Origin of the sequence: Brachybacterium ginsengisoli (genome assembly GCF_002407065.1) — a bacterium.
Lineage (GTDB): Bacteria > Actinomycetota > Actinomycetes > Actinomycetales > Dermabacteraceae > Brachybacterium > Brachybacterium ginsengisoli.
Window position 1 is genome coordinate 513,221 of record NZ_CP023564.1, and the last position, 24,944, is coordinate 538,164.

At 71.5% G+C, this 24,944-nt stretch carries 23 protein-coding genes; 12 read left to right on the forward strand and 11 right to left on the reverse strand.

What is annotated here, in order from left to right; translation table 11 throughout:
* The first annotated feature begins 20 nt into the window (after window positions 1–20).
* From CFK41_RS02255 to CFK41_RS02270, 4 genes are all read left to right on the forward strand, one after another.
* Window positions 21–1,313, forward strand: a complete 1,293-nt coding sequence (locus tag CFK41_RS02255) for an ROK family transcriptional regulator (RefSeq protein ID WP_096798208.1) — start codon at window positions 21–23, stop codon at window positions 1,311–1,313.
* 227 nt (window positions 1,314–1,540) lie between these two features.
* A complete protein-coding gene (locus CFK41_RS02260; protein ID WP_096798209.1) occupies window positions 1,541–2,959 on the forward strand; it encodes a phosphoglucomutase/phosphomannomutase family protein in 1,419 nt (472 codons plus the stop codon).
* On the forward strand, window positions 2,956–3,807 hold the full coding sequence (locus CFK41_RS02265; RefSeq protein ID WP_227873174.1) for a nucleotidyltransferase family protein: 852 nt from the start codon (window positions 2,956–2,958) through the stop codon (window positions 3,805–3,807). The genes CFK41_RS02260 and CFK41_RS02265 overlap by 4 nt, the downstream gene beginning before the upstream one ends.
* Window positions 3,804–5,120 carry a GHMP family kinase ATP-binding protein gene (locus CFK41_RS02270; RefSeq protein WP_096798211.1) on the forward strand — a complete coding sequence of 439 codons (1,317 nt, stop codon included), beginning with the start codon at window positions 3,804–3,806 and terminating at the stop codon, window positions 5,118–5,120. The genes CFK41_RS02265 and CFK41_RS02270 overlap by 4 nt, the downstream gene beginning before the upstream one ends.
* 123 nt (window positions 5,121–5,243) lie before the next feature.
* On the opposite strand, the gene CFK41_RS02275 is transcribed toward CFK41_RS02270, so the two are convergent.
* Both CFK41_RS02275 and CFK41_RS02280 read right to left on the reverse strand, forming a co-directional pair.
* Window positions 5,244–6,545, reverse strand: coding sequence for an adenosine deaminase family protein (locus CFK41_RS02275; protein ID WP_096798212.1), 1,302 nt, complete (start codon window positions 6,543–6,545; stop codon window positions 5,244–5,246).
* Window positions 6,546–6,619: 74 nt separating this feature from the next.
* Entirely contained in the window at window positions 6,620–7,069 is a 450-nt protein-coding gene (locus CFK41_RS02280; protein WP_096798213.1) for a hypothetical protein, read from the reverse strand.
* A 247-nt stretch (window positions 7,070–7,316) separates the two neighbouring features.
* Here CFK41_RS02280 and CFK41_RS02285 point away from each other — a divergent pair, with 247 nt between their 5' ends.
* Window positions 7,317–9,482: a sigma-70 family RNA polymerase sigma factor gene (locus tag CFK41_RS02285; RefSeq protein WP_169928770.1), complete on the forward strand. Its 2,166-nt coding sequence runs from the start codon at window positions 7,317–7,319 to the stop codon at window positions 9,480–9,482.
* Between the two features lie 42 nt (window positions 9,483–9,524).
* Here CFK41_RS02285 and CFK41_RS02290 read toward each other — a convergent pair whose 3' ends face one another.
* Window positions 9,525–10,061 (reverse strand): gamma carbonic anhydrase family protein, encoded by a 537-nt coding sequence (locus CFK41_RS02290; protein ID WP_096798215.1) that lies wholly within the window; start codon window positions 10,059–10,061, stop codon window positions 9,525–9,527.
* Between the two features lie 273 nt (window positions 10,062–10,334).
* On the opposite strand from CFK41_RS02290, the gene CFK41_RS18110 reads away from it, so the two are divergent.
* The 3 genes from CFK41_RS18110 (at window position 10,335) to CFK41_RS02305 (ending at window position 14,761) form a co-directional block, all read left to right on the forward strand.
* On the forward strand, window positions 10,335–12,749 hold the full coding sequence (locus CFK41_RS18110) for a helix-turn-helix transcriptional regulator (protein ID WP_169928771.1): 2,415 nt from the start codon (window positions 10,335–10,337) through the stop codon (window positions 12,747–12,749).
* 196 nt (window positions 12,750–12,945) lie between these two features.
* Window positions 12,946–13,242 (forward strand): hypothetical protein, encoded by a 297-nt coding sequence (locus tag CFK41_RS02300; RefSeq protein WP_151904640.1) that lies wholly within the window; start codon window positions 12,946–12,948, stop codon window positions 13,240–13,242.
* A 160-nt stretch (window positions 13,243–13,402) separates the two neighbouring features.
* The gene (locus CFK41_RS02305; protein ID WP_096798218.1) at window positions 13,403–14,761 is read left to right on the forward strand and encodes a M20/M25/M40 family metallo-hydrolase; all 1,359 of its coding nucleotides are present in this window, start codon (window positions 13,403–13,405) and stop codon (window positions 14,759–14,761) included.
* Window positions 14,762–14,840: 79 nt separating this feature from the next.
* On the opposite strand, the gene CFK41_RS02310 is transcribed toward CFK41_RS02305, so the two are convergent.
* Entirely contained in the window at window positions 14,841–15,296 is a 456-nt protein-coding gene (locus CFK41_RS02310) for an Ltp family lipoprotein (RefSeq protein WP_096800896.1), read from the reverse strand.
* A gap of 27 nt (window positions 15,297–15,323) precedes the next feature.
* Between CFK41_RS02310 and CFK41_RS17895 the strand changes: the two genes are divergently transcribed.
* Window positions 15,324–16,118, forward strand: a complete 795-nt coding sequence (locus CFK41_RS17895) for a hypothetical protein (RefSeq protein ID WP_169928752.1) — start codon at window positions 15,324–15,326, stop codon at window positions 16,116–16,118.
* Window positions 16,119–16,169: 51 nt separating this feature from the next.
* Here the strand turns inward: CFK41_RS17895 and CFK41_RS02320 are convergent, their stop codons facing one another.
* The 3 genes from CFK41_RS02320 to CFK41_RS02330 are packed head-to-tail and all read right to left on the reverse strand — an operon-like array spanning window position 16,170 to window position 18,519.
* Entirely contained in the window at window positions 16,170–16,583 is a 414-nt protein-coding gene (locus CFK41_RS02320; RefSeq protein ID WP_096798220.1) for a ribonuclease HepT family protein, read from the reverse strand.
* Window positions 16,580–17,041 (reverse strand): XRE family transcriptional regulator, encoded by a 462-nt coding sequence (locus CFK41_RS02325; RefSeq protein WP_096798221.1) that lies wholly within the window; start codon window positions 17,039–17,041, stop codon window positions 16,580–16,582. Before CFK41_RS02325 ends, CFK41_RS02320 begins: the two co-directional genes overlap by 4 nt.
* Before the next feature lie 47 nt (window positions 17,042–17,088).
* Window positions 17,089–18,519, reverse strand: coding sequence for an MBL fold metallo-hydrolase (locus CFK41_RS02330; RefSeq protein WP_096798222.1), 1,431 nt, complete (start codon window positions 18,517–18,519; stop codon window positions 17,089–17,091).
* Window positions 18,520–18,747: 228 nt separating this feature from the next.
* Here CFK41_RS02330 and CFK41_RS02335 point away from each other — a divergent pair, with 228 nt between their 5' ends.
* The 3 genes from CFK41_RS02335 to CFK41_RS02345 all read left to right on the forward strand — a co-directional run bounded on the left by CFK41_RS02335 (window position 18,748) and on the right by CFK41_RS02345 (window position 20,418).
* Window positions 18,748–19,005, forward strand: a complete 258-nt coding sequence (locus CFK41_RS02335; RefSeq protein WP_096798223.1) for a metal-sensitive transcriptional regulator — start codon at window positions 18,748–18,750, stop codon at window positions 19,003–19,005.
* Between the two features lie 121 nt (window positions 19,006–19,126).
* Window positions 19,127–19,879 (forward strand): glycosyltransferase family 2 protein, encoded by a 753-nt coding sequence (locus tag CFK41_RS02340; protein ID WP_265415456.1) that lies wholly within the window; start codon window positions 19,127–19,129, stop codon window positions 19,877–19,879.
* Window positions 19,876–20,418: a hypothetical protein gene (locus CFK41_RS02345; RefSeq protein ID WP_151904643.1), complete on the forward strand. Its 543-nt coding sequence runs from the start codon at window positions 19,876–19,878 to the stop codon at window positions 20,416–20,418. The genes CFK41_RS02340 and CFK41_RS02345 overlap by 4 nt, the downstream gene beginning before the upstream one ends.
* 175 nt (window positions 20,419–20,593) lie before the next feature.
* On the opposite strand, the gene CFK41_RS02350 is transcribed toward CFK41_RS02345, so the two are convergent.
* The 4 genes from CFK41_RS02350 to CFK41_RS02365 form a co-directional block, all read right to left on the reverse strand.
* Complete coding sequence (locus tag CFK41_RS02350) at window positions 20,594–22,225, reverse strand: OmpA family protein (RefSeq protein ID WP_096798224.1); 1,632 nt, start codon at window positions 22,223–22,225, stop codon at window positions 20,594–20,596.
* 274 nt (window positions 22,226–22,499) lie between these two features.
* The gene (locus tag CFK41_RS02355; protein ID WP_169928772.1) at window positions 22,500–23,213 is read right to left on the reverse strand and encodes a GNAT family N-acetyltransferase; all 714 of its coding nucleotides are present in this window, start codon (window positions 23,211–23,213) and stop codon (window positions 22,500–22,502) included.
* Window positions 23,214–23,297: 84 nt separating this feature from the next.
* Entirely contained in the window at window positions 23,298–23,729 is a 432-nt protein-coding gene (locus CFK41_RS02360; RefSeq protein WP_096798226.1) for an Hsp20/alpha crystallin family protein, read from the reverse strand.
* Between the two features lie 135 nt (window positions 23,730–23,864).
* Entirely contained in the window at window positions 23,865–24,878 is a 1,014-nt protein-coding gene (locus CFK41_RS02365; RefSeq protein WP_151904644.1) for a LacI family DNA-binding transcriptional regulator, read from the reverse strand.
* Window positions 24,879–24,944 lie beyond the last annotated feature (66 nt).

The following is a 24,944-nucleotide window of genomic DNA, read 5'->3' on the forward strand; positions in this document are numbered from 1 at the left end:
CCCCCGTCTACGATGTGCCCATGACGCAGTCGGGCAGTCCCTCGCGCGGGGCGGGGCGAGGGAGTCGCCGAGCGGTGCCGGTGGGGCACGCCGTGATGCGCTCGGCGAACCTCAGCCTGCTGCTGCGCCACCTGCACACCCGCGGCGGGCGCTCCCGCGCGACCCTGGCCCAGGAGACCGGGCTGTCCAAGGCGGCGGTCACCTCCCTCGTCGGCGACCTGGCCGAACGAGGGCTGGTGCAGGAGGGCGAGCTCGAACGGCGCGGCACCGTGGGTCGCCCCGGCACCGAGGTGCGCATCGCCCCGCACCACGTGGCCGGCATCGGGGTGGAGCTGAACGTCGACTACCTCGCCGTCTGCCTGCTGGATCTCTCCGGCGAGGTGCGGTTCTCCACCCAGGTCCCGACGCCCTACGAGCTCGACGACGGCGCGCCCGAGGGGCGTGCGTATCCGCCCGCCCTGCTGCTGGACGGCGTCGCGGAGCAGCTGCGGGTGAGCCTCGCGGCCGCGGAGCGCGAGGGGCTCTGGGTCTCCGGAATCACCGTCGCGCCACCGGGGCCGATCGATTACGAGGGCTCCAGCGTGCGCCTGGCCTCGAACCTCGGCTGGGCGGATGTGCCCCTCGGCGAGGAGCTCGCCGCCCGCCTCGGCCCCGACCATCCGGAGCTCGCCCTGGAGAACGACGCGAAGCTCTCGGCCCTGGCGGAGGCGCCGCGGCTCGCCCGGCGGGGCATCACCGATCTCGTCTATCTCACCGGCGACATCGGGGTGGGCGCGGGCATCATCGCCGGCGGCCGGCTGGTCCGCGGCTGGTCCGGCTTCTCCGGCGAGGTGGGGCACATCGGCCTGGATCCAGCAGGGGAGCGGTGCCGGTGCGGGCGCCGTGGCTGCTGGGAGACGATGGTCGGCTTCGGCACCGTGCTCGCCGTGCTGGACGAGGACGATCCCGCCCGGTCCGGGCGCCTGCCCATGGCCGAGCGCCTCGCGCGGATCCGCACGCTGCTGGACGCGGAGGACCCCCGGCTGCAGCAGCGGTTCACGAGCCTCGTGGACGATCTGGTGCGCGGCGTCGGCGTGCTGGTTGACGTGCTGAACCCCCAGGCCATCGTGCTGGGCGGCTACTTCGGTCACTTCGCGGATCTGCTGGTGGGGCCGGTGCAGTCCGCGCTGGATGCCAGGCTGCTCGCGGCCGACGGGCGGGTCGAGGTGAGCGGCTCCGTGCTCGGTCTCGACGCGGCGGCCGCGGGCGGTGCGGCCGTGGCGCTCGAGCGGGTGCTCGAGGACCCGCTGCTCGCCCCCGTGCTCCCCGCCTGAGCGCGACCGACCTTCTTTGTCGCCGCTCCGGACCCGTCGGCATCTCGCTCGGTCGGGCGCTTGCGGCGCCTCGCGCCGCCCGTCGGCCCCTTCTCCTCTTGACACCTCGCCGCCGTCGGCCCTAGTTTGTTCTGAACCTGAACGTTTTAGTCGACGGACCGCGCGAGAACCCTGCCCGATGCGGCAGGCCCTCCGACGGATCCGTCGCCCTCGGCGAAGGAGCGAGCATGATCCGGTTCGGCACGGGTGGCTGGAGAGCCATCATCGGGGACGAGTTCACCAGGGAGAACGTGCGCCTGCTCGCCCAGGCCCTCGCCGACCGCATGCACGCCGAGGGGGTGGTGGAGCGCGGCCTGGTGATCAGCTACGACCGCCGGTTCCTCTCCGACGTCTCGGCGTGGTGGGCGATCGAGGTGCTCGCCGGCAACGGCATCCCGGTGCGGGTGATCACCCGCCCCGTGCCCACGCCGATGTGCATGTGGACGGTACAGCAGACCGAAGCCGCCTACGGCATCGCCGTCACCGCCTCCCACAACCCGGCCCTGTACAACGGGCTGAAGATCTTCACCGAGGGCGGGCGCGACGCGGACCTCGGCGTCACCAACGAGCTCACCGCGCACGTCGCGACGCTCTCCGCCGAGGACGTCCGCTCCCTGGCCCCGCACGAGGTGCGCGACAGCGAGCTGGTCACCGAGCAGAGCTCGATCAACTGGTACCTCGATGCGATCATCGAGCAGCTCGACCTCGAGGCCATCCGCCATGCGCACCTGAACATCGTGCTGGACCCCATGTTCGGCGTGGCCCAGACCAGCCTGCAGACCATCCTGGTCAGCGCCCGCTGCCAGGTCGAGGTGATCAACGCCCGGCACGACCCGCTGTTCGGCGGGCGCATGCCATCGCCCGCCGAGGGCAGCATGACGCCGCTGCGCCAGGCCGTGCTCGAGCACGGCGCCGATCTCGGCATCGCCACCGACGGCGACGCGGACCGGCTCGGCATCATCGATGACCTGGGGAACTATCTCAGCCCCAACCAGGTGCTGGTGCTGCTGTACGAGTACCTGCTCACCGGGAAGGGCTGGCGCGGCCCGGTGGTGCGCAACATGTCCACCACCCACCTGCTGGACCGGGTCGCCGCGGCGCACGGAGAGACCTGCCATGAGGTGCCGGTCGGCTTCAAGTGGATCAGCGCGAAGATGGCCGAGACCGACGCCGTGATCGGCGGGGAGTCCTCCGGCGGCCTCACCGTGCGCGGCCACATCCCCGGCAAGGACGGCATCCAGGCCGCCGGGCTCCTGGTGGAGATGGTGGCCCGCTCCGGCAAGAAGCTCTCTCAGCTCTACGCCGAGCTCGTGGAGCGCCACGGCTCGCTGGTGATGGAGGAGGCGGCCTACGAGTACACCCCCGAGCGCCGCGGGGAGCTGCAGCGGCGCATCTTCGAGGAGCACGAGCTGCCCGGATTCGACCGCGAGATCACCAGGATCTCCTGGGAGGACGGCTGCAAGATCTGCTTCGCCGACGACTCCTGGCTGACCATCCGCTTCTCCGGCACCGAGCCGGTGATCCGCGTCTTCTCCGAGGCGGAGACCGCCGACGAGGCGCAGCTGCTCTCGCACACCGTCGCCACCCACTACCGTCTGGGAGCATGATGAGCACTCCGCCCTCCACCCCGCCCTCCGACTCGAGCGCGCCGTCGGCCGCGCCCACCATCACCACGGCCGTGGTGCTGGCCCGCGGGCTCGGGACCCGCATGCGCGCCGAGGGCGGGGCCGCGCTGACCGCCGAGCAGGCCGCCGCGGCGTCCTCGGGCCACAAGGCGCTGATGCCGATCGGCGGCCACCGCCTGATCGACTTCTCGCTCAGCGCCCTGGCCGACGCCGGGATCCGCCGCGCGGTGCTGGTCGTCGCCCCCGAGCACGAGGAGTTCACCCGGCACCTCGCCGATCTCGCCCCCTCCCGCCTCGAGGTGCTGCTCGCCGTGCAGGAGGAGCCCCGCGGCACGGCCGACGCCGTCGCCAGCGCGCGCGAGGCCGTGGGGGAGGTGCCCTTCGTCATGGTCAACGGCGACAACCTCTACCCCGGCGACGGGGTGCGGCGCCTGCTACAGGAGCCCGGCAGCGCCCTGCTCGGCTTCGAGCGCTCCGCGCTGCTGCGCGAGAGCAATATCCCCGCCGACCGCATCGCCGCCTTCGCGCTCATCGAGCAGGAGGACGGGCGGCTCGAGCGGATCGTGGAGAAGCCCGACGCCGAGACCCTCGAGGCCGCCGGTCCGGACGCCCTGGTGAGCATGAACTGCTTCGCCTTCACCCCGGAGATCTTCGAGGCCTGCGCCCGGATCCAGCCCTCGCCCCGCGGTGAGCTCGAGATCGTGGACGCCGTGCGCGAGCTGGGCGAGATGCGCGTGATCCCCTTCGCGGGCGGGGTCCTGGACCTCTCGCGCCGCGAGGACATCGACGAGGTCGAGCGCCGCCTCGCGGGCGTCGAGGTCGCCCTGTGACGGCGACCGAGGTCACCTGGGCGATGCCCGGGCGGATCGAGGTGCTGGGCAAGCACACCGACTACGGCGGCGGCCGGGTGCTGGTGTGCGCGGTGGACCGCGGGATCACCGTCCGCACGGAGGAGATCGCCGGCGCGCCCGGCACCCTCGAGGCGGGCAGCGACGCCTTCCCCGGCGCCCTCCACCTCGAGGCCGGCACGGCCCCCGACCTCCCGGCAGGGCACTGGGGTCGCTACGTCCACACCGTCCTCGCCCGGCTCACCGACAACTTCGGCCCGCTGCGCCCGGCCCGGCTCACCGTCACCTCGGACCTCCCGCCGGCCTCCGGCATGTCCAGCTCCTCGGCCATGATCACCGGCGTCGCGATGGCGCTCGCGGACCTGAACGACCTGCCCTCCACCGCGGCCTGGACCGAGCAGCTGGCGGACCGGGTGGCGCTGGCCGGCTATGCGGCCTCGATCGAGAACGGGAAGAGCTTCGGGAGCCTCGCCGGACGGCCCGGCGTGGGCACCAGCGGCGGCTCCCTGGACCACACCGGCATGCTCACCAGCGAGGAGGGGCAGATCTCCTACGCGGAGTTCGATCCGATGCGTCTGCTCGACCGGGTCGCGCTACCGCCGGAATGGTCTTTCGTGGTCGCCGTCAGCGGGGTGCTCGCCGAGAAGACCGGCGCCGCCCAGGTGCTCTACAACCGGGGGCCGGAGCTGCTGGGGGACCTCGTGGCGCGCTGGAACCGGGAGACCGGGCGAGCCGACGCCACCGTGCAGGCAGCGCTGCGCTCCTTGGTGGGGGAGGACCTGGAGGCCCCGCTGCTGGAGGGTGTCGACCTCACGCACGCGCCCGGCCCCGGCGGAGCGCCGACCGACTCGCCCCTGGCCCACGACGAGCGCCTCGCGCCGCTGCGACGGCTCGCCGCCGACGGGGCGGAGCGGGACCGGCTGGATCAGTTCCTGCTCGAATCCGCCGTGCTCGTGCCGCGCGCCCACACGGCGCTCCGCGACGGTGACCTCGACGCCTTCGCCGCGGCGACGGCCACCTCGCAGCGCCTCGCGGAGACGCACCTGCGCAACCAGGTCCCGCAGACCATCACGCTGGCGGACTCCGCCGTCCAGCTCGGCGCCCGCGCGGCCTCCGCGTTCGGGGCGGGCTTCGGCGGCAGCGTCTGGGCGCTGGTCCCCACGGCCGACGCCGACGGTTTCGCGGAGCAGTGGCGCGAGTGCTACCGGCGCACCGAGGGTGCGCCGGAGACGGCCAGCACCCTGGTCACGAGGCCGGGAGCTCCGGGCCGACGGGTGGGCGCGGCCCGGGTCTGAGCGTCGACCCGCGCCGGGCGCCGGACGGAGGACGCCGCGCGACGTGCGCCGGGCGACGTGCGCCGGGCGACGTGCGTCGAGCGCTGAACGCCGGGCGACACGTCGAGCCCGAGCCCAGCCCGGTCAGCCCTCCAGGGTCTCCTCGGCGTCGGAGGCGGGCGCCGGGTGCTCGGCCTGGGCCTGATCCGCGACACGGATGGCGTGGAACGCGGGCACCACCACCTCGTCCCGCAGCGCCTCGCGCTGGGCGGCCGGGGCGAAGCCCGCCTCGAGCCCGGTGAGCACCATCCGCTCGAGGTCCTCGAGGGTCCAGTCGAAGGCCTGCGCCGCCAGCAGCATCTCGCGGGTGGTGCCGGTGCGGCTCATCAGACGGTTGTCGCTGCTGATCGCGAGGGCGAAGCCGAGGCGGTGCAGCGGGCCCACGGGATGCGCGGCCACGACGTCGGCCACGCCGGTCTGCAGGTTCGAGCTGGGGCACACCTCGAGGCAGATCTGATCGCGGAGCACGCGGGCGGCGACCCGGCCGAGGCCCGCGGCGCCGTCGGACTCCGCTGCACCGACAGTCGTGCCCTCCGCAGTGCCCTCCGCCGTGCCCCCCACTGAAGAGCCCGCCGTCCTCGAGCCCTCCGCCGGCTCCGCGAGGGCGAGGTCGATGTCCTCCACCAGGCGGACGCCGTGCCCGATCCGCTCGGCGCCGCAGTCCAGGGCGTCGGCGATCGAGGCGGGACCGTCGGCCTCCCCGGCGTGGATCGTGACCCGCAGTCCGAGCTCACGAGCGCGCTCGAACTGGGCGCGGAACCAGGAGGCGGGGAAGCCGGCCTCAGGGCCGGCGAGATCCAGGCCGAGAACGCCGGAGTCCCGGCGTGCCAGTGCGATCTCCACCAGGTCGTCGGTGGGATCGAGGTGGCGCAGGTAGCACAGCAGCTGGCCGACCACGATCCGTCGGCCGGACTCCGCCGCCGCGGCGACGCCCTCGTCCATCCCGTCCTGGACGGCCTGGACGGCCTCGTCGAGGGTGAGCCCGCCGTCGGTGTGCTGGTGGGGTGCCCAGCGGGTCTCGGCGTAGACCACGCCGTCGGCCACCATGTCCTCCACGAACTCGCGGGCGATGCGGCGCAGGTGGGGGGCCGACTGCATCAGGGCGACCGTGTGCTCGAAGGTCGAGAGGTAGGCGGGCAGGGAGCCGGAGTCGGCGGTGGAGCGGAACCAGTCGGCGACCGCACGCGTCTCGTCGGCTCCGGCGGGGGCGGTCGAGGACTCGGCCGCGGCGTGGGTGGCGCCCTCGGCATCGGGCCCGAGGCCGGGGACATCGAGTCCCTGCTCGCGGCTGAGCTCGATGACGGTCGCGGCGCGCAGGCCGCCGTCGAGATGATCATGGAGCGCCACCTTGGGGAGGGCACCGAGGAGAGGAGGGGAGGGATCCATCGCGGCAGGATACGCCGTGGCCCGCCGCGAGCCGCGGACGCAGGGGCCGGAGGGGCGGCCCCGATCCCTGACGGCTACGCCTTCCGGTAGCCGAGGGACAGCAGGTGATCGGCCACGGCCCCGGCATCCTCGAGGGAGATCTGGCCGAGCGCACGGGCAAGCTCGCCGCGTTCGGTCGTGCCGGAGTGGTCGGCTGCGACGGCCTCCGCCGCAGCCTCCAGCGCGAGGTCCACCGCCTCGCGCAGGGGGACGGACTCCGCATGCCGGGCGAAGGCGGCCCAGGCCCGCTCGCGCGCGCCCAGGGGAACCTCCGCGACGGGCTGCTGCTCGGGGCGTCCGATCATCACGGCGGACCCGCCGTCAGCGTCCGACCCTGACAGGACCGTCCTGCGGAGCAGGTGGGCGGGGAAGGGGCCCACGGTGACCTCGTCCCGGCCGCTGGTGCACGTGATCCAGGCGCGGTTCCCGTTCCTGATGATCGTGAGGGCGTCCCCGTCGACGTCCGACATCTCGATGCTGTTCATGGTTCTCCGTACTGAGCTTCGGACCGCAGCCCCTGTGGCGCCGTCCACACAGTTCCACGCACCGGTTCCGCTTCTATGACGCGGCGAGCATGATGTGGTGACAACAGTCCGGAAAGTACGAGATCTGCCTCACTGTCGAGTCATGGTCCGACCGGTCGCACGTTGTTCTGAGTGGGGGGACGGGGACTGCCGCGCCCCTCGCGCAGCCCCGAGGGCCCGCAGCGCATCGAGGAGACAGGTGAGGTGCATGACCGATCGACGTGACCGCGAGGTCGGCGCGCGCCTCGACTCCCTGTCGGACGTGGAGCTGCTCTCGGCGGTGCGTTCGGGGGACACGGGCGCCTACTCCGGGCTCTACCACCGACACCTCGGGGCCGCGCTCGCCCAGGCACGGCGCCTCGGTGGCGGGCACGACCCGCAGGACGTGGCGCACGAGGCCTTCCTGAAGATCCTGAGGTCGATCCTCGACGGCGGCGGGCCGAAGGACGGCTTCGCCGGATACCTGATGCGGGCCGTTCGCAACGAGGCCATCGACCGCTCCCGGAAGACGCGGGAGATCGCCGTCGAGGACGTCGAAGCAGCGGATCCGATCGGGCTGCTGATCTCCGACGGTGTCAACGAGCGGATCGAGAAGACGATGATGCAGAGAGCCCTCAACAGCCTGCCGCCGGCCTGGCAGCAGATCCTCTGGCTGACCGAGGTGGAGGGGCTGCGCCCCCGTGAGGTCGCCCCTCGGCTCCAGCTCAGCCCGAATGCGGTGGCGCAGCTCTCGCGCAGGGCCCGGAACGGGCTCCGCACGGCGTGGCTGCAGGCGCATGTGGACGTCGCCTCCGCCGAGGGAGGATGCCGGGCGACAGCCGCGCTGCTCGGCGCGTACGAGAGCGATCAGCTCGGCGCCGCGCGGGCGGCCCAGGTCGAAGAGCATCTGGAGGGATGCCTTCGCTGCGCCGCCGCGCTGGAGGAGCTGCGTCAGCTCTCCACGGGAATGCGCGCCCTGCTGCTCCCGGCGGTCCTCGGCTCACCTCTGCTGCTGGGCAGGCTGTCCGACACGCTGGCAGGTGCAGGAGCGAGTCTCGCGCTCGCCACCGCTCAGGGCGTCACCGGGGGCGGTGGCACCGGGGGAGTCGTGGCCGGCGGCGGCGCCGCGGGGAAGGCGCTCTGGTGGAAGATGGCGACCTCGCTGTCGAGCTGGCCGGTGGTGATGGCGGGATCCGCCGTGGCGGTCGCGGGCATCGTGCTCCTGGCCCAGCTCCCGAGCACGCCGGGTGGCTCGGGCCGGAGTCCTGAGGCGTCCGCCGTCCGCGCGCCGGTGGAAGCGCCGTCCTCGTCGCGCCCTCTTCCCGAGGCCACGGCCCCGGGTGGCTCGGAGGCGGAGGACCCGTCGCAGCTCGACCGGTCGTCAGGTGCCGCGGACGGCGCTTCGACCGTCGCGCCGGGTGGGGCGACGCCGGCCGTCGGCACCGAGCCGCTCGAGGCCGAGGGTGAGCTGGAGGCCCTGGCAGACGGCTCGGCTCCGGTGCCTGCACCGACTCCGGAGGAGGGGCAGCCTGCCTCGGAACCGGCGGCGTCGCCGGCTCCGGTCGCCCCACCTGCGCTGTGGCCGCTTCCGCCGTCGATGCCCGACCCGTCGCCGGGGCAGATCGTCGAGCCTCCGCAGGAGCCGCTGGAGCCGGAGCCGACGGAGGACCCGGTGGAGCCGACGGAGGACCCGGTCGAGCCGGAGCCGACGGCTGAGACGATGGAGGAGCCGGAGCCGACGGACGAGCCGACCGTGCCGGAGCCGACGGACGAGCCGGTGCCGACGGACGAGCCGACGGCGCCGGTGCCGACGGAGGAGCCCTCGGAACCGGAACCCGCCCTCGGGGCGCCCACGATCGCCTTCCCTGCAGGGGGAGCCTATGCCGTCCCGCTCACGCTGTCGGGGGAGGGGACGCCCGGCGGCGTCGTACGCATCCGGGACGCGGAGGGTCGCGAGGTGGGGTCGAGCGCTGTCGGCGAGGACGGCACCTGGAGCATCTCGCCGACGCCCGGCGCCCCGGATGTCCCCACCCGGTACCGCGCCACGCAGGAGGCGGACGGCGCGTCCTCGCCGAGCAGCGCCTGGACCGAGGAGTACCTCTACCTCGCTCCCGAGCTCCTCGACCCGGCGGCCGGTTCCGCGATCCCGGCGAACACCTCGCACGGCGTCTGGTCCGGGGCCTGGATGGTGATGACCTTCGGGGTCGTGGAGGAGCAGGGGTACGCCGTGATCATCGACGGTCAGCGATGGGACCTTCCGGCGCAGGACTCGGCGGAGCCTGCGCGGTACCTCGCCCTGCTCGGGCGCGGGACGCACACGATCGAGCTCGTCTACGTCGATCCCGCCGACGGTCGGCTCGGAGCGAGCCGGACGGTGTCCCTGACGGTCACCTGACCGCGGTCACACGATGTGCGGTCGGTGACCCCGTGCGGCGGCTCAGCGCGGTTCGACGGCGGCAGCGGCGTTCGCCGCGCGGTGCTTCGCGGCCAGTCCGAGATACACCCGGGCGTTCTCCCGCAGTGCCGTCGAACCCTCCTCGTCCAGCGCCTTGCGCACCCTGGCCGGCACCCCGGCCACCAGCGAGCCGGGCGGGATCTGCATGCCCTCGGTGACGACGGCGCCGGCGGCGACCAGGCTGCCGGCCCCGACCACCGCGCCGTTGAGCACCACCGCTCCCATGCCGATCAGGGAGTCGTCCTCGATGGTGCAGCCGTGCAGCACTGCACGGTGGCCCACCGAGACACCGGAGCCCACCACGGTGGGGAAGCCGGCGTCGGTGTGGACCACGCAGCCGTCCTGGATGTTGCTGCGCGGGCCGATGGAGATCGAGTCCATGTCCCCGCGCAGCACGGCGCCGTAGAACACGCTGGCCTCCTCGGCCAGGGTCACGGCACCGATGAGGGTGGCGTTCGGCGCCACCCAGGCGGTCTCGGGCACCTCGGGCGCACTGCCCTCGAAGTCGATCGTGGTCACGGCAGGTTCTCCTTCGTCGCTGAGCGGTTCCTCCTGGGGACGACGGTACGTGCTCGGCGCTGCGATGGTGGACCGGGCACCGGGGTGCTGCAGTGGGACGAGCTCGGCGGTGAGCGGAACATGGATATCTGCCACCTCTCGGCTGGTGGATGTGATGAAGTGTGAACCCAAGGGGAGAGCATCTCGTGGCAGCGCCGGATTCGGTCGGAGGGACCTCGGCGCCGCGCACGGCCGGATGCGGACGAAAGGACCGGGATGCTGCACCGTCGGGCAGTGGACGCTCTGGATGCATCGGCACCGCTGCTGTTCTTCGAGGCGGTCCATGGCAGCGGGAAATGGACCGTGCTGCGGCAGTGGGAGAGCGGCGCCGGGAGCCGTCGCAGCGAGCTCCGCCTCCTGTACCGCTCGGAGGGTCTTCCTGCGACCTCGGCAGGCCTGACACGGCTGCTCTGGTCCTCGCTGCAGCATCAGCTGGGCCATGACCTGACGGACCTGCCCGAGGACGACGCCCTGCTCGATGATGCCGTGGCACGTGGTCTGCGCCAGATCCGGCGGCCGGTCGCGGTGGCGGTCCATGGCGTCGAGCGTCTCGACGACGGGGCGTTCGACGCGCTCATGCACCTGCTCGGGTCCGGGATCCGTCTGATCCTCGCCGGGATCGACGTCTCGCCCCTGGCCCTGCGCGCGCAGCGGCGCGGGGTGTACTACTCCATGCTGAGGGATCGCGAGACGCTGCTGACGCTCTCGGAGACCCGTGCTCTGGTCGAGGAGCGGGGTGCGGCGCTCACCGAGATGGCCTCGAAGGTCCTCCACGAGGCCACCACGGGACATCCCGGCCTGATCGTGACCTGTCTGGAGTCCCTGCCGGTGGAGACCACCGCCGGCCTGGTCACCCGTGACCGCGCCCTCATGGAGTTCCTCCTGGGGGAGCCGCTGGACGAGGAGGGCTCCGACTTCGTGGACTTCTTGCGGACGGCGGCGCGCGTGCCGCGCCTGACCACCGCCGAGGCGGCGGTCCTGACCGAGCAGGAGCTCGCCCCTCGCTACCTGAGCAGGCTGCTGGAGCTGTCCCTGGGGCGGATGGTCTGGCATCCCCTGCTCCAGGAGCGGGTCTTCCGCTGGGATGAGAGCCTGCGCCTGGTCCTCATGCAGTCGGCGCCGCCGCCGCGCGAGCGCAAGGACGATCTCGTCGATCGCTTCGTCGCCGCGGCCCGGGTCGCGGGCGATGACGAGCTCCTGATCTCCTCGCTGGTGCACACCGGGCGTCTGGACGAGGCGGAGGCCCTGCTGCGAGAGCAGATCTGGGACCTGCTGCCCAATGCGATGGATCCGCTGTGGTCATCTCTCGCGCGGCTCAGCCCCCTGCAGCTGGTGGACCGGCCCGCGCTGCTCAGCGCGCGTCTGCGGCTCAGCCAGTCGGGCCCGCCGTCGCCGGCCTCGCTGCGCGCGGTGTCCGGCGCCGCGAAGGTCCTCGTCGACTGCGTGGATGCCGGTGCGCCGTGGAAGCGGATGGGCAGTCTGATCTACTCGATCGAGTTCGCGCTCCATGCCAGGGAGCGGGAACGGGTGATCGAACTGTTCCGGCGGGCGCGGGGCCTGCTGGGCGACCTCGTGGACGCCGACGCCGCGGAGGCGGCGGGCGGCCGGGAGATGTCCGAGCTGCTGCTCCTGGCCGAGACCGTCTTCCGCAGCGGGAACACGATTCCGGCGGCGGAGATCGCGCAGCTCGCCGCGCAGCTCATCGAGGCGGATCCCGTGGGCCGCGACCCTCGCGGCGAGCGCCTGGCCTTCGCGCGCCGGCTGATGCTCCACGACCACCGGGCGCGGGGTCTCGAGGACGGCTTCTCCCCGGAGGAGCTGCTGAGCGGCCCCGAGCTCCTGTGGCGCGACGCGGATCTCGTGGTGACGGCGATGACGCTCATGTGGAACGACCTCGACGACGGGGACTTCGCCGCGGCGGACGCACAGCTGCACGCCGCCGCGGTCCGGGTCCATGATCCCGAGGCGTGGCCGATCCTCATGCTCATGCGGGCGCACATCGCCGTGTACCGGCAGTCGCCCGGTGAGCTCGAGGCCTTCATCGCCGCCTTCGAGCGGGGAACGCTCTCCGTCCCGGGCCCGTTCGCCCAGCAGTCCCTGAGCCAGATGCAGCGCGTGACCGACCATCTGAGCCGCAAGGTGGGGCGGGCCGTCCCCAGTCCCGGATACCTCCCCGCATTCCCGGACGGAGGGCGCCCGTTCTACCCGCGCACCCAGTTCACCGTGCATCTCATGGAGGCGCTGTACGCCCTGCGCGCCGGTCGACGGGAAGCCCTCGCGACCGCGCTCTCCCAGGCGGTCGCGCTCACCCCGCGCCGTGAGCTGGGCCTGTACACGCTCTCGAGCGCGAGCGGTGAGGAGGTGCAGAGCCTGCGCGAGATCGCCGAGGACGTCCCGGGAGGGACGCGGCTGGGCCTCGAGAGGGCTCTGCGCTTCGCCGGCAACACGCTGAACCCGGGCGTCGACCTCTCCGAACGGGAGCAGGAGGTGCTGCGGCATCTGCGGGCAGGGGCCACGAATCCGGAGATGGCGCGGGCGCTGTTCGTCTCGGTCAACACCGTGAAGTTCCATCGGGCGAATCTCATGCGCAAGCTCGACGTCACCAGCCGTGATCGGCTCCTCCAGAAGGCCGACCAGTTCGGCCTGTGACCTGCATCGCCTACCCCTCTGGGTAGGTGCTGCGAGCCGTTCCCTGCACAGGCGTGCAGTCTTCCCTCGGCGGTCGACCACGGAGGCCGGACGTCCGGCACAGTGGGGAGAGGGCATCGACGACTGGATGGTCTGTCGATGCGTCGGCCGCACTCATCCCTGCCATGCCGCGCATGCAGACCTGGAGGGGACAACGATGAGTACACGACACGAGGGCAGCGGGAGCAGCGCCGCAGGGCTGCCCGGAGCGTCCGAGGAGAGCAGCCGCAGCTCGGCGAGATTCGCGCTGATGGCGATGGCCGGGCAGGAGATGCCGGTCCATGCCGTCGAGGCGACCGATCCCGACGGCGATGCGCTCACCGTCACGATGGACGCCCAGGGTCTGTGGGTGACGTGCACGTCCGGAGCGGACGAGGTGACGCTTGGCCCGTTCCCGGCCGAGGCGATGGCCGAGGCGCTGAGCGACCTGATGGCGGCTTCTCGCACGGTGTGAGGCGGGCGGCCCCCGGAGATGCGGCGGCAGGTCCCACATGCTCCGTCACACTGGGAGCTCCAGCTCCGGCCATGATCTACGGTGAGGAGCGCCCTCGTCGCCGGGACGGTTCCATGCCCCGTCGGCCGGGGACCCGGAACCCCCTGGAAGGACCTGCCCGGTGACCATCGCCGACCCCACCCCCGAACAGCTCGCCCTCGTGCAGGACGAGGCCGTGCGCATCACCCGCGACCTGATCCGCATCGACTCCTCGAACTACGGCGGCCATGACCCGGCGACCTGGGGTCCGGGCGAACGCGAGGCCGCGGAATACGTCGTCGCGCAGCTCGAGGAGGTGGGGCTCGAGCCGGAGATCCTCGAGTCCGCGCCGGGTCGATCGAGCGTGGTGGTGCGCCTGCCGGGGGAGGACCGCGAGCGCGGCGGGCTGGTGATCCACGGCCATCTCGACGTGGTGCCGGCGAACGCCGAGGACTGGACGGTGGACCCCTTCGCCGCCGAGGTCATCGACGGCGTGCTCTACGGCCGCGGCGCGGTGGACATGAAGGACATGGACGGCATGATCCTCGCGATCGTGCGCCACCTCGCCCGCACGGGCCAGAAGCCTCCCCGCGACCTGGTGATCGTCCTGTTCGCGGACGAGGAGGCCGGAGGCACCTACGGATCCCGCTGGATGATCGAGCACCGCCCGGACGTCTTCGAGGGCTGCACCGAGGCCATCAGCGAGGTGGGCGGCTACTCCATCACCCTGCCCCGCCAGGGCGGCGGAGAGGACGTCCGCGCCTACCTGCTGCAGACCGCGGAGAAGGGCTACGCCTGGCTGCGGCTGAAGGCGACCGGCCGGGCAGGACACGGCTCGGTGCCCAATGACGAGAACGCCATCGTGCGTCTCTCCCAGGCGATCGCGGCGATCGACGCCCACGACTTCCCCCGCGAGTACGTGGCCAGCGTGCGCACCCTGCTGGACTCGGTCTCCGAGATCACGGGCACCCGGTGGCAGGAGGACCAGGTCGAGGAGTTCCTGCCCCTGCTGGGCGGGGCGAAGCAGTTCGTCGCCGGCACCCTCGCCGACTCCGCGAACGTCACCACCTTCCACGCCGGGTACAAGGGCAACGTCATCCCCCAGACCGCCGAGGCGGAGCTCGACTGCCGCTTCCTGCCGTGCCATCAGGATGATCTGCTCGCCCTGGTCGACGAGCTCTCCGGCCCCCACGTGGAGGTGGTCGTGGACAAGATCGGCATCTCCCTGGATGCCCCGCACGACACCGACTTCGTGCGCTCCATGCACCGCGCGATCCTCGCCGAGGACCCGGGTGCCGAGCTGATCCCGTACTGCCTCAGCGCCGGGACGGACAACAAACAGCTCGCCCAGATAGGCATCGACGGCTACGGCTTCGCACCGCTCCAGCTCCCCGCCGATCTCGACTTCGCCCCGCTGTTCCACGGCATCGACGAGCGCGTCCCGGTGGACGCGATCCGCTTCGGCGCCCGCGTGCTGCTGCGGCTGGTGCAGGACTGCTGAGGGTCGTGATGCGTGAAGGGCCCGCCGGGACAGTTCCCGGCGGGCCCTTCTGCGGTCCGATCGGCCGCCGACGAGGAACTCAGCCCTCGAGGTTCGCGATCGCGTAGTCGGCCTGCTCCGCGGTGAACTGGTCTCCGTAGTCGGAGGTCAGCTGGTCATGGATGGCGTCGGGGGACATGGCCAGCTCGTCCTGGTAGACCTTCGCCGACTCCAGCGCGTTCTCGTTCCAGTCCGCCTCCATGGTGTCGATCGCGTACTGGGCCTCCTCCGGCGTGAACTGGTCGGCATGCTCGGAGATGAGCTGGTCGTAGATGCCCTGCTTCGACATGTGCAGGGTGTCGGAGTAGGACTCGGCCTGGGTCAGCGCGGACCTGTGGTCGGCCGGGACGTCGGCGTCCTCCGCCGGTGCCTCGGCAGCTGCTTCCTCGCCGTCGACGGCCTCATCGCCCTCTGCCGGAGCGTCCTCCGGGGCTGCGGCCCTCCGGGTGAACGCTCCGGGGCAACTCGACGACGATCCGGGGTCGGCCCGCCGGATCGGGGGAGAGCCGCCGACACTGGAGGCGTGAGCAGACTGATCGTCGCGATCCTCGTCGGGGCCGGGGCGTCGGCCGTCCTCTTCGCCGTCGCGACCAGCGACGCCTCCCGGATCTGGGGCGTGCTCGGCATCGCCGTGGCCGTCGGGATCCTGGCCGCCCTGCTGCGCCGGGTGCGGGGGTCGGCGGCTCGAGCATCGTCCTCGCCGGGTGCGGGAGGCGCCGTTGCTCCGCGGCCGACGGGCGGTGGGCGCCGGATCGCGCGCCGTGCGCTCCTCCTCACCGCCGGTCTCGGTGGCGCGGCCGTGGTGGCCTGGCCGATCCGCGACGAGGTCGCGGCGCAGGCCCGTGTGCTCCCGTTCCGCCACGACCTGAGCGACTACGTGCGCGGCCCCGGCCGGGCGGAGACGGCGATCGAGGCCTTCATCGTGGCGCGCGGCGACCCGACCGTCACCGACGTCGTGGTCTATCCGCGATATGTGCTGTTCACGGCGCCGACCTCACCTGGAGCCAGCACCTACGACAGCTTCCAGGTGCGCGGCGGCCGGCTCACCCGCACCGGGCCGTCGTCGATCCAGCCCGACGCTGTCGCGGAGTTCTCCGTGGAGGACATCGCCTGGGGCGCGATTCCTGCTCTGCACGAGCAGCTCGGCGAGGCGATGCAGGCCGACGGCGGGGAGCTGGGCGGAGCTCGCCGCCAGGCCGGCGTGCAGCGATCCTCGAGAGACGGCGGCCCGACCCGGATCTCGGTGCTCCTGTATGACGCGTACCGCGACGGGACGCTGATCGCCGATCAGGACGGGACGGTCCTCGAGATCAGCTGAGGCGGTTCGGAGGCAGGACCGGTCCGCTGCGCCGGAAGCAGCGGCGGGCCCTCAGAGGTTCGCTGCGCGGATCCGCTCGATGACCCCGGGCAGCCGCTCGGTCACCGTCCGCCAGAAGATGTCGATGTCCATCGAGCTGTACCCGCTATGGGCGGCGATGTTCCGGGTGGTGATGATCCCGCGGCGCTCCGCGGTGGTGACGACGCCGAGCACTGCGCGGAAGCGGTCCTCCTCGAACAACGACGCGAGGCGGAGAACCGCGACCGTCGCGCGATCGTAGGAGTCCGACCCCTCGGAGAACTCGTGTCTGCCCTGTGCGATGACCGCTTCGAGGCGGCGTTCGATGCGTGAGAGCTCTTCGTGGAGGACCGCTGAGGGCGCCGGCGCTCCATCGCTCGGGGCATCGGTGCGACGGCGCGGCGTCCAACGATCGCTGCTGTCGGGGAGGTGATCGGAGGTGGTCACAGGCGCACCGCTGTGCTCGCGATATGCGGGTGGACGTTCTCGCTGTCGACGACCACGTCCACCGGGAAGCCGAGGAGATCGGTCGCCTCGGCGACGAAGAGGGGGAAGGCCAGGGGGTCGGCAGCTCGATCGAAGCGGACGAGCAGATCGATGTCCGAGGAATGGTGGTCGGCACCCCGGGCGACCGAACCGAACACGCGGATCTCGCTCACGCCGTGACGGAGACCGAGGTCGATCAGAGCATCCCGCTGTTCGGCGAGCGCGAGCGACGGGCGGTAGTCGGTCGCGGTGAGCAGACGATCCAGCAGATCGGCGGAGACGGGACGGCGACCGGATTCGATCCCGGCGATGTGCGGCTGCCGGGCACCGACGGCGTCAGCCAGGGCGCGCTGGGTCATTCCGGCGTCCTCGCGCGCGGCGCGCAGGAGCCGGGGCGCGTCGACCTCCGGTGCTGCCATGCCCTGATGATACCGGCGCTGATATGTCTGCCGCCAGGTCGGCGATCTCAGGACGCCGTGACCACCGCGGGGCTCTCCGCCTGCTCGGCCTTCCACCGCGCCCAGGCGGCGTAGCTGCCCTCGAGCTCGATGACGTCGTGGCCGGCGCGACGCAGGGCGGAGGCGGCCACGGTGTTGCGCAGTCCCGACTGGCAGAAGGCCACGAGGGGCCCGGCCTCCTGCGAGGGCAGCTGGTCCTGGTGGAACAGCACCTTCCCGGCGGAGAGCTGCCGGGCGCCGGGGATGGTGCCCGCGGCGTGCTCGGTGCGGGTGCGCACATCCAGCAGCGTCACCGCCTCGCCGAGGTCGTCGAGCTCGGCGGCGGTGATGACGGACGGCACGGTGGTGGGCAGGCCCTCGAGCGAGGGGACGAAGCCCACGAGCGCGTCGATGCCCACGCGCACGAAGTGATCGGCGTACTCCGCGGCGCGGGCGGCGTCCGGGGCGAGGACCACGAGCTGGGCGTCGTCGGTGTCCGGGTCGAAGGCCCAGGCGATGTGCCCGGCGGCCTTGGACAGCATCGGGATGTTCAGGGCGCCGGGCACGGTGCCGGCGTGGACCTCGGCCGCGGGGCGGGTGTCCACCAGGGCGAGGGTGCGACCCTCGAGGCCGCGCGCCAGCTCCTCGGCGGAGACCTCGCGCGGGGCGGTGCGCTCGCCGAGCAGGGCAGGCCCCTCCTGGTTCTGGCGCTTCATCCGCGCGAAGTAGGCGTGGGCGTCGGGCTGGCCGTTCAGCAGCTCGTCGATGAAGCCCTGCTCGTCGTCGTTCTGCAGGAACGGGCCCCACCAGGCGAAGTGCCGCTCATAGCCCACGGAGGTGGAGGGCAGGGAGCCGATCGCCTTCCCGCAGGCGGAGCCGGAGCCGTGGCCGGGGAACACCTGCACGTGGTCGGGCAGTGCCAGGAACACCGACTTCAGGGACGCGAACAGCTGCTTGGCGCCGGTGAAGCGGGTGTCCTGCAGGCCCACGGCCTCGTCGAGCAGGTCCGGCCGGCCCAGGTCCCCGGAGAACACGAAGTCGCCGGAGAGCAGGTAGCCGGGCTCGTCCGCGAAGGCGCCGTCGGCGAGGAGGTAGCTGAGGTGCTCGGGGGTGTGGCCCGGGGTGTGACGGGCGGTCACCGTGATCCGGCCCAGCTGGATCGTGTCGTGGTCCATCAGGCGCTCGGCCTCGAAGCCGTACTGCCAGTCCTCACCGCCGGTGCCGGGCACGTACGGGGTCGCCCCGGTGACCGCGGCGATCTCGCGCACGCCGGAGAGGAAGTCCGCGTGGAGATGGGTCTCGGTGACCGCGGTGATGGTGAGCCCGTGCTGCGCGGCCAGGTCGAGATACACCTGGATGTCGCGCCGCGGATCCACCACCAGCGCCTCGCCGCTCTCCTGACAGGCGATCAGGTAGCTGGTCTGGGACAGGTCCTCGTCGTAGATGCGTTCGAGAAGCACGATTCCTCCTGGTCGGGGCGTCGAGGGGGCACCGACGCCCGATGGCATCATATACCCCATGGGGTATGACGGGGATGTTCTGTGTGACTGGACCCCGTGTCCTGCAAGTCATTGTCGCGTTCGATCGAGCGCTCTCGCCAGTCCTGGCGGCGCGCGCACAGAACACCCCCGGGGGTATAGGCTCCATGACTTGTGCACCGCGCATTCCGAAGCCACCAGGAGAGCACCATGGAACTCGACGCCGCGAGCATGACCCCGGTCGTCAACCGGCTCAAGCGTGCCCAGGGGCAGCTTGCCGCCGTCACCCGGATGCTCGAGGAGGGTAGGGAGTGCAAGGACGTTGTCACGCAGCTCTCCGCTGTCTCCAAGGCCCTGGACCGAGCCGGCTTCGCGATCATCGCCAGCGGGATGGAGCAGTGCATGAGCAGCCCCGATCAGGACCTGGACCGCAAGGAGCTGGAGAAGCTCTTCCTGAGCCTCGCCTGACCTGTTGCCCAGCGGATGCCGTTCAGGAAGGCACGTCGCCTCCCAGTCAGGACACGTACCGTAGCGCTCCATGCGAGAGTCCTCCCCGGCAGATCGGTTGAGCTGCTCCGTCGTCGTCCCTGTGAGGGACGATGCAGAGCACCTGCGCCGCCTTCTCGCGGATCTCTCCGAGCAGACGACAGCTCCTGATGAGGTGATCGTGGTGGACAACGGGTCGAGGGACGAGAGCGCGCTGCTCGCGCGCCGTGCCGGCTGCGTCGTCGTCCACGAGACCGCTCCGGGCATCCCGGCGGCGGCTGCGGCAGGCTACGACGCCGCACGTGGCGACCTCATCCTGCGCTGCGATGCCGACAGCAGACTCCCCGCGAGGTGGATCTCCGCGCATCTCCGCTCCCACAGCCTCGCCCCGGACTCCGTCGTGCTGGTGACAGGGCCGGCCAGCTTCGTCATGCCGCGCCCCTGGGGGGCGCTCGCCGCGATCGTCTATCTCGGCGCCTACATGGCGTGCGCAGGAGCTGCCCTGGGCCATCTCCCCGCCTTCGGCACCACCATGTCGATGCGGAGGGTCTGGTGGGAACGAGTGCGGGGGGAGGTGTCCCTCAGCGCGGAGGTCCACGACGACATGGATCTGTCGTTCCGAGTGGCCCCCGATGAGCGTGTGCGCTGGGCCTGGGGGGTCAGAGTGGGGATGTCCCCGAGAGCGCTGCGTCCGGGACGTCTCGCCACGCTGCGCGGGAGGCGCGCGGTGAGCACCCTGCGACGCAACTGGGTGATGCAGCGACCGTGGGAGCGATGGGGGGCGAGGCTGGGCCTCTGCCGGGCGGATCGCTGCGTCGACGACCGGTCGGCGGCACCGCGAGGAAGACGGAGGTGAGCTCCGAGGGGCGCACGGAGGCGTGGCCGCGGTTCCGGGCCCTGGCCCTGGTCCCCGTGCGCTGGTCCGGCCTCGCCCTCGCCGTCGCGTTCGCAGCCTGCGGAATGTGGACGGAGTTCGCGGTGGCGATGCTCGTCGCACTCGCCCAGGTCATCGCCTGGCGTTCTGCTCTGCCTCGGGAATGGGAGTGCGCCGTCTCCGCCGCCAGTCTGTTCGCCGCAGTGAGCTCCTACCTCCTGCTCTTCGAGCGCTTTCCCTGGTGGGACATTCCCACGCACTTCGTGCTGAACGGGCTGGTCGCCGTGCTGGTCGCACGTGTCCTGCGCTCCGGGGATCCGACGCCCGCTGTGATCGTGGCGAGCGGCGCCGCGGTAGCCGTGGTGTGGGAGCTGCTGGAGGTGGCCGGTGCGAGGTGGGTGGACTCCTCGATACACACCGCCCCGGCGGACACCGTCGGCGACATCATCGCGGGCATCCTGGGTGCCGTCGTGGCCGCGCTGCTGTGGCGGCGCGGTCGCGGACAGGAAGCGGAAGAATAGCTCTGGCCGAGCGCCGCCTTCTCCTCGTTTCCGCCGCGGCGTCTCGGGATCCGCGCGCGCTGAGCGAGGTCATGGCCCTGTCGGCACTCTCGTCGACCCGGGCGGTCGGGGGCCGGCTGGCGTAGAGCCCCCGCTGATCTCTCCGAGGCGGACCCCGTTCTGCGCAGCGCCGAGATCAGGCGTCCTCGACCACCACGTCGTTCAGCCTGAACGGCACGGTGCCGAGCACCGAGGGCTGTTCGACGATGAGTGAGGCCACCCCGGGCTGGTCCCGGTAGAGGGCTGTGAACTGCAAGATATCGCCGTCGGCGGCGCGGTCCGAGGTGGCGGTGTCGGTGGCGTTGCGCCATTCCGTGGACCCTTCGATCGCCGAATCGCCCAGCAGGTAGTCCAGGGGATAGATGGCGGTCGACCCCAGCAGCAGCCGAGGGGCGAAGCCGGCGAAGGTCGAGGAGTACCCCGTGTTCTCCCCGCGGTAGCTGTACACGCCCGCCCCCAGGTCGACGGGCTGGGTCTGCGCGGCGTCGGCGGGTCCGCCGCTCCGCTGCGCTGTGACGGTCAGGACCAGCAACCCGTCGACCCGCAGCATCGACGGGGCGGTGATCCGGTACGAGACGCCTCCGTCCTCTCGCTCGAAGCCCTCGCGGGCGTCGGCCTCGGTGCCATCGCCCAAGATCCCGTCGTCGAAGGGAGGCACATCTCCGGAAGCGTCGACCTCGGTCTGCTGGATCTTCTGCGAGGTCAGCGTGAGGGTCACACGACGGTTCAGCTGTCGGTTCGCGTCCGAGGTGTTGGGTGCCACGGGGCTGCTCTCACCGAGACCGTGCTTCTTCAACGCGTAAAGGGACGGATCGATACGGGTCGAGAGTGCTCGCGCGACAGACTCGGCCCGGGCTTGCGACAGGGAGAGGTTCTCCGCGGAGGGCCCGACATCGTCAGTGTGCCCCACGATATCCACGGCGCCCTCCTCATATCCCGCGATGTTCGCGGCAGCTGCGTCCAGGATCTCTCCCGCTTCCGGTCTGAGCTCCGCGGAGCTGCTGTCGAAGAGCACGTCGCCGGCGAGCTGGATCTCCACCTTCTCGACGGACTCGATCACGCCCACCCCGCCGTCGAGCTGCCGCGTATATCCCTCCAGCGGCAGGACCGGGATCACCTCGGCCATCCCGAGCATCTCCGCCGCCTCGAGGGGCTCTGCATCCGGGGGCGGTGGCACCTGGGGGACCTCACCGTCGATGACAGGGATGCCGGGCACGTACCACCCCGGGAGGAGGAGCCCCAGCTGCTCGATACCCGTCTCGGGGGCGGCGTAGACGAGCTGCAGTCTCGCCCCCGTCTCAGGGACCTCCTGGAACGCCACGGAGGCCCGGGAAGCGAGGGAGCCGTTCTGTGCGGACGCGGGAAGCCGTATGCGTGCCCCCTCCGGGTCCACGAGACGCACCGCAGCCCAGTCCTCCATGACCACGGGCCGACCCGCCAGCGTCGCATCGCCCGAGAACCGCCGTGCCGGCACCGCGTCCCCTCCCTCCGGCAGCGACGTCGCGACGAGGTCGAGTGTCAGGACGCACCGGTTGTCCGCCCGGACGACGGGAAGGATGGCGACCTCGATGCTGCCGCCTTCGGTGACCACGGTGCGTGAGGCCACGACCCCCTCGGGGTCCCCCGGCGATGACGCGTCCTCGCTCTCCTCGGGCGTGGAGGACTGCCCGGGACCGGAATCGCCGTCAGGCTGACATGCGGCGAGCATCGGAAGCGCGGCCCCGAGCCCCAGCATGGCGAGGGTCTGTCGGCGTGACACGGCATCCATGGAGCTCCTCGGAGGTGCGGCGGAATGTCCGAAAGCGATGATCGGGTGCTTCACCTGCAGGAATGCACTCTTTCGAGTCGATCGCCCAGGGTGTCACAGTACACCGCGGGCAGGGTCGGAACGGGGCCCGGGTGCCCATCCTGGCCGGGCTCCCGGACGCCGCCGGCGTTGGCGGCGTGGGAGCAGATGGGCGGCTTCATCACTTCCCGTCGTACCGGTCGGGACTCGTTGCTTCGCCCGTGCTCCGCAATCGCACCGCTATGCCCTGCAACAGCTAGCCGAGCTCCTCGTCGATCTGTGCGTGCGAGGGTCGACGCCGGTTGCGAGCCCCCGCGGCACCGAGGACGCGCACGTCCGCAAGGGGCGTCCACCCCAGGTTTTCGTAGAGGTCGACCCCCCGTCCTGTCGCCATCAGCAGCCCCGTTTCGACGTCCTGCTCATGGGCGATGGCCAGGAGAGCACGGGTGACATAGGTGCCCAGGCCCTGTCGGCGGTGGGAGCTGGCGGTGTAGATGCGGTCCAGTACGGCGCAGCTGTCGACGATCGCCATGCGTCCCCGAGCGACGACTCGACCTTCCTGGATGACGGACAGGAGCGTCCAGCGGTCGAAGCTCTCTCGGGCGACCGTGCAGGAGTCCGGCGTGATCGGGTTCTCCACATCTTGCAGTGCCATGTCCGTGACCATGAGTCTCTCCTGGTCGCTGATCAGGTCGAGATCGCCACAGGATTCGAGGTCCGGAGGCGTCTCGTCGACAGCGGAGATGAGAGTCAGCAGGTGGTGCGGTGCGTCGGTGACGGAGGCTGATGCCCGGCGGAGCTCGTCCTCGCTCCAGCGGTACAGGATCGTCTCCGAGCCTGCGTCCCCGTCGCGCGGGCCGACGGTGTGCATGCCGCCCTCGTGGACGGCTTCATGGCCTCGGGTGCGGGCCCAGCCGTCCACCCAGAGTCGTACCAGGGTCTCGCTCAGCTGGTCATGCACTGCGATCACGTCCTCTCTGACGGTGCGACGGGTCGACCTCCCCCGGGCCCTCGGCGTCATGGGGTGCCGAGGGCCCGGGCGGCAGGCAGCGGATCAGGTTGCGGCGGACTCGATCTGCGCCGGCGCGTTGTCCACGGTGACGTCGATCCTGCGGGGCTTGGCCCTCTCACTGAGCGGGATCGTGACGCTGAGCACGCCGTTGCTGTAGCTCGCGGAGATCCGCTCGGTGTCCAGTCCCTGACCGAGGCTGAGCTGGCGCAGGAATGTCCCGCCGGTGCGCTCGCGGGTGATCCACTGTGCACCCTCGTCGGCCGGAAGGGTGCGCTCCGCGCGGATCGTCAGGAGCTGACCGTCGACGTCGACGTCGACCGATCCGGGATCGATGCCCGGAAGGTCGGCCGACAGGACGTAGTGGTCGCCGGCACGGTAGAGGTCCATCGGCATCTGCCGTGGTCCTCGACGTCCAGCATCGAGAAAAGTATGTGCGAAGCGTTCCATCTCCCGGAACGGATCGGTGGTGGCCATGGCGTCTCCTCTCTGATGTGACCCCGGGATTCCGGTGGTCGCCGACCTTGAGCCCCCTCGACTCAAGTGGCGGCAGATTAGCACTCTGCACGAGAGAGTGCCAGAGTCTGGCGCGGTGGTGCCGACTGCTGCGCGTCATCGGAGCGGGGCGGTGCTCCGTCGAGGTACCAGCGTCATGGGCAGGCGTGCCGGCGAGTCGACTCCCGCGCCCGTCTCGTCATCGATCAGGCTGATCAGCAGCTCGACCGCGGTGGCGGCCTTCAGGCGAACGTCCTGGGCGACAGTGGTCAGCTGCGGGCGCACCCAGCGGCTGACGGCCATGTCGTCGAATCCCACGAGGGATATCTGGCCGGGCACGTCGATGCCACGGTCCAGGAGCTCCCCCAGCAGCTCTGCCGCCAAGGTGTCACTCGCGGCGACCACTGCCGTAGGGCGGTCAGGTCCCAGCATGATCTGCTCGACGACGCGAGCCGCAGCTCGGGGTGCGTGATCCGCGTGTAGGGCGCGCACGGTGTCGATGCCCGCTCCTGCGGCAGCCGCGCGGAGCCCTGTGAGTCGTCGGGCCACGACGCCGTCGCCGGGAGTCATGGGGCCGACGAAGGCCAGGCGGCGATGCCCGAGCGCGATGAGGTGCTCTCCGGCTTCCACCCCACCCTGGTGATCGGCGACTCCGACCGTCCTCACGTGCTCGTCGCGAGAGTAGTTGTCGAGGAACACCAGGGGGCGCGCCTGAGTGCGCTCGAGCTCGTTGATCTCATCGGACACCGATCCGTAGACGATCAGGCCGTCTGCGCGCCAGGATCCGAGCGTCCGGGCCGTAGAGACCACGTCCGCGCTGGATGCGGTGATGAACGCGAAGCCGGCAGCGGAGACGGCCTGCTCGACGGCTCCGACCAGGATCGCGTCGTGGGGGTTCTCGAGGAGTTCGCGGCGTTCGTCCGGGTGGTGCACGACCAGGCCCAGCATTCGGGATCTGTTCGCGGCGAGGGAGCGGGCCTGAGCATCCGGGACGTACTCGAGCTCGGCGATGACCTTCCGGACGCGGGCGATGGTCGCCGACGACACCTTGTGCTCGCGGCCGTTGATGACGTTCGAGACCGTCATGCGGCTCACGCCGGCGGCTGCAGCGACGTCCCGAAGACTGCTCACTACGGCTCCTCAGCTGCTTGTCGACCGACCTACCGGTCGATGCTTGACCACCTGTACGGCGAAGCC

What these genes read in the sequence shown, in the direction of transcription:
- CFK41_RS02255 (WP_096798208.1), top strand. Translation starts at nt 21, where the DNA reads ATGACGCAGTCGGGCAGTCCCTCGCGCGGGGCGGGGCGAGGGAGTCGC.
- CFK41_RS02260 (WP_096798209.1), top strand. Translation starts at nt 1,541, where the DNA reads ATGATCCGGTTCGGCACGGGTGGCTGGAGAGCCATCATCGGGGACGAG.
- CFK41_RS02265 (WP_227873174.1), top strand. Translation starts at nt 2,956, where the DNA reads ATGATGAGCACTCCGCCCTCCACCCCGCCCTCCGACTCGAGCGCGCCG.
- CFK41_RS02275 (WP_096798212.1), bottom strand. Translation starts at nt 6,545, where the DNA reads ATGGATCCCTCCCCTCCTCTCCTCGGTGCCCTCCCCAAGGTGGCGCTC.
- CFK41_RS02280 (WP_096798213.1), bottom strand. Translation starts at nt 7,069, where the DNA reads ATGAACAGCATCGAGATGTCGGACGTCGACGGGGACGCCCTCACGATC.
- CFK41_RS02285 (WP_169928770.1), top strand. Translation starts at nt 7,317, where the DNA reads ATGACCGATCGACGTGACCGCGAGGTCGGCGCGCGCCTCGACTCCCTG.
- CFK41_RS02300 (WP_151904640.1), top strand. Translation starts at nt 12,946, where the DNA reads ATGAGTACACGACACGAGGGCAGCGGGAGCAGCGCCGCAGGGCTGCCC.
- CFK41_RS02325 (WP_096798221.1), bottom strand. Translation starts at nt 17,041, where the DNA reads ATGGCAGCACCGGAGGTCGACGCGCCCCGGCTCCTGCGCGCCGCGCGC.
- CFK41_RS02335 (WP_096798223.1), top strand. Translation starts at nt 18,748, where the DNA reads ATGGAACTCGACGCCGCGAGCATGACCCCGGTCGTCAACCGGCTCAAG.
- CFK41_RS02350 (WP_096798224.1), bottom strand. Translation starts at nt 22,225, where the DNA reads ATGGATGCCGTGTCACGCCGACAGACCCTCGCCATGCTGGGGCTCGGG.
- CFK41_RS02360 (WP_096798226.1), bottom strand. Translation starts at nt 23,729, where the DNA reads ATGGCCACCACCGATCCGTTCCGGGAGATGGAACGCTTCGCACATACT.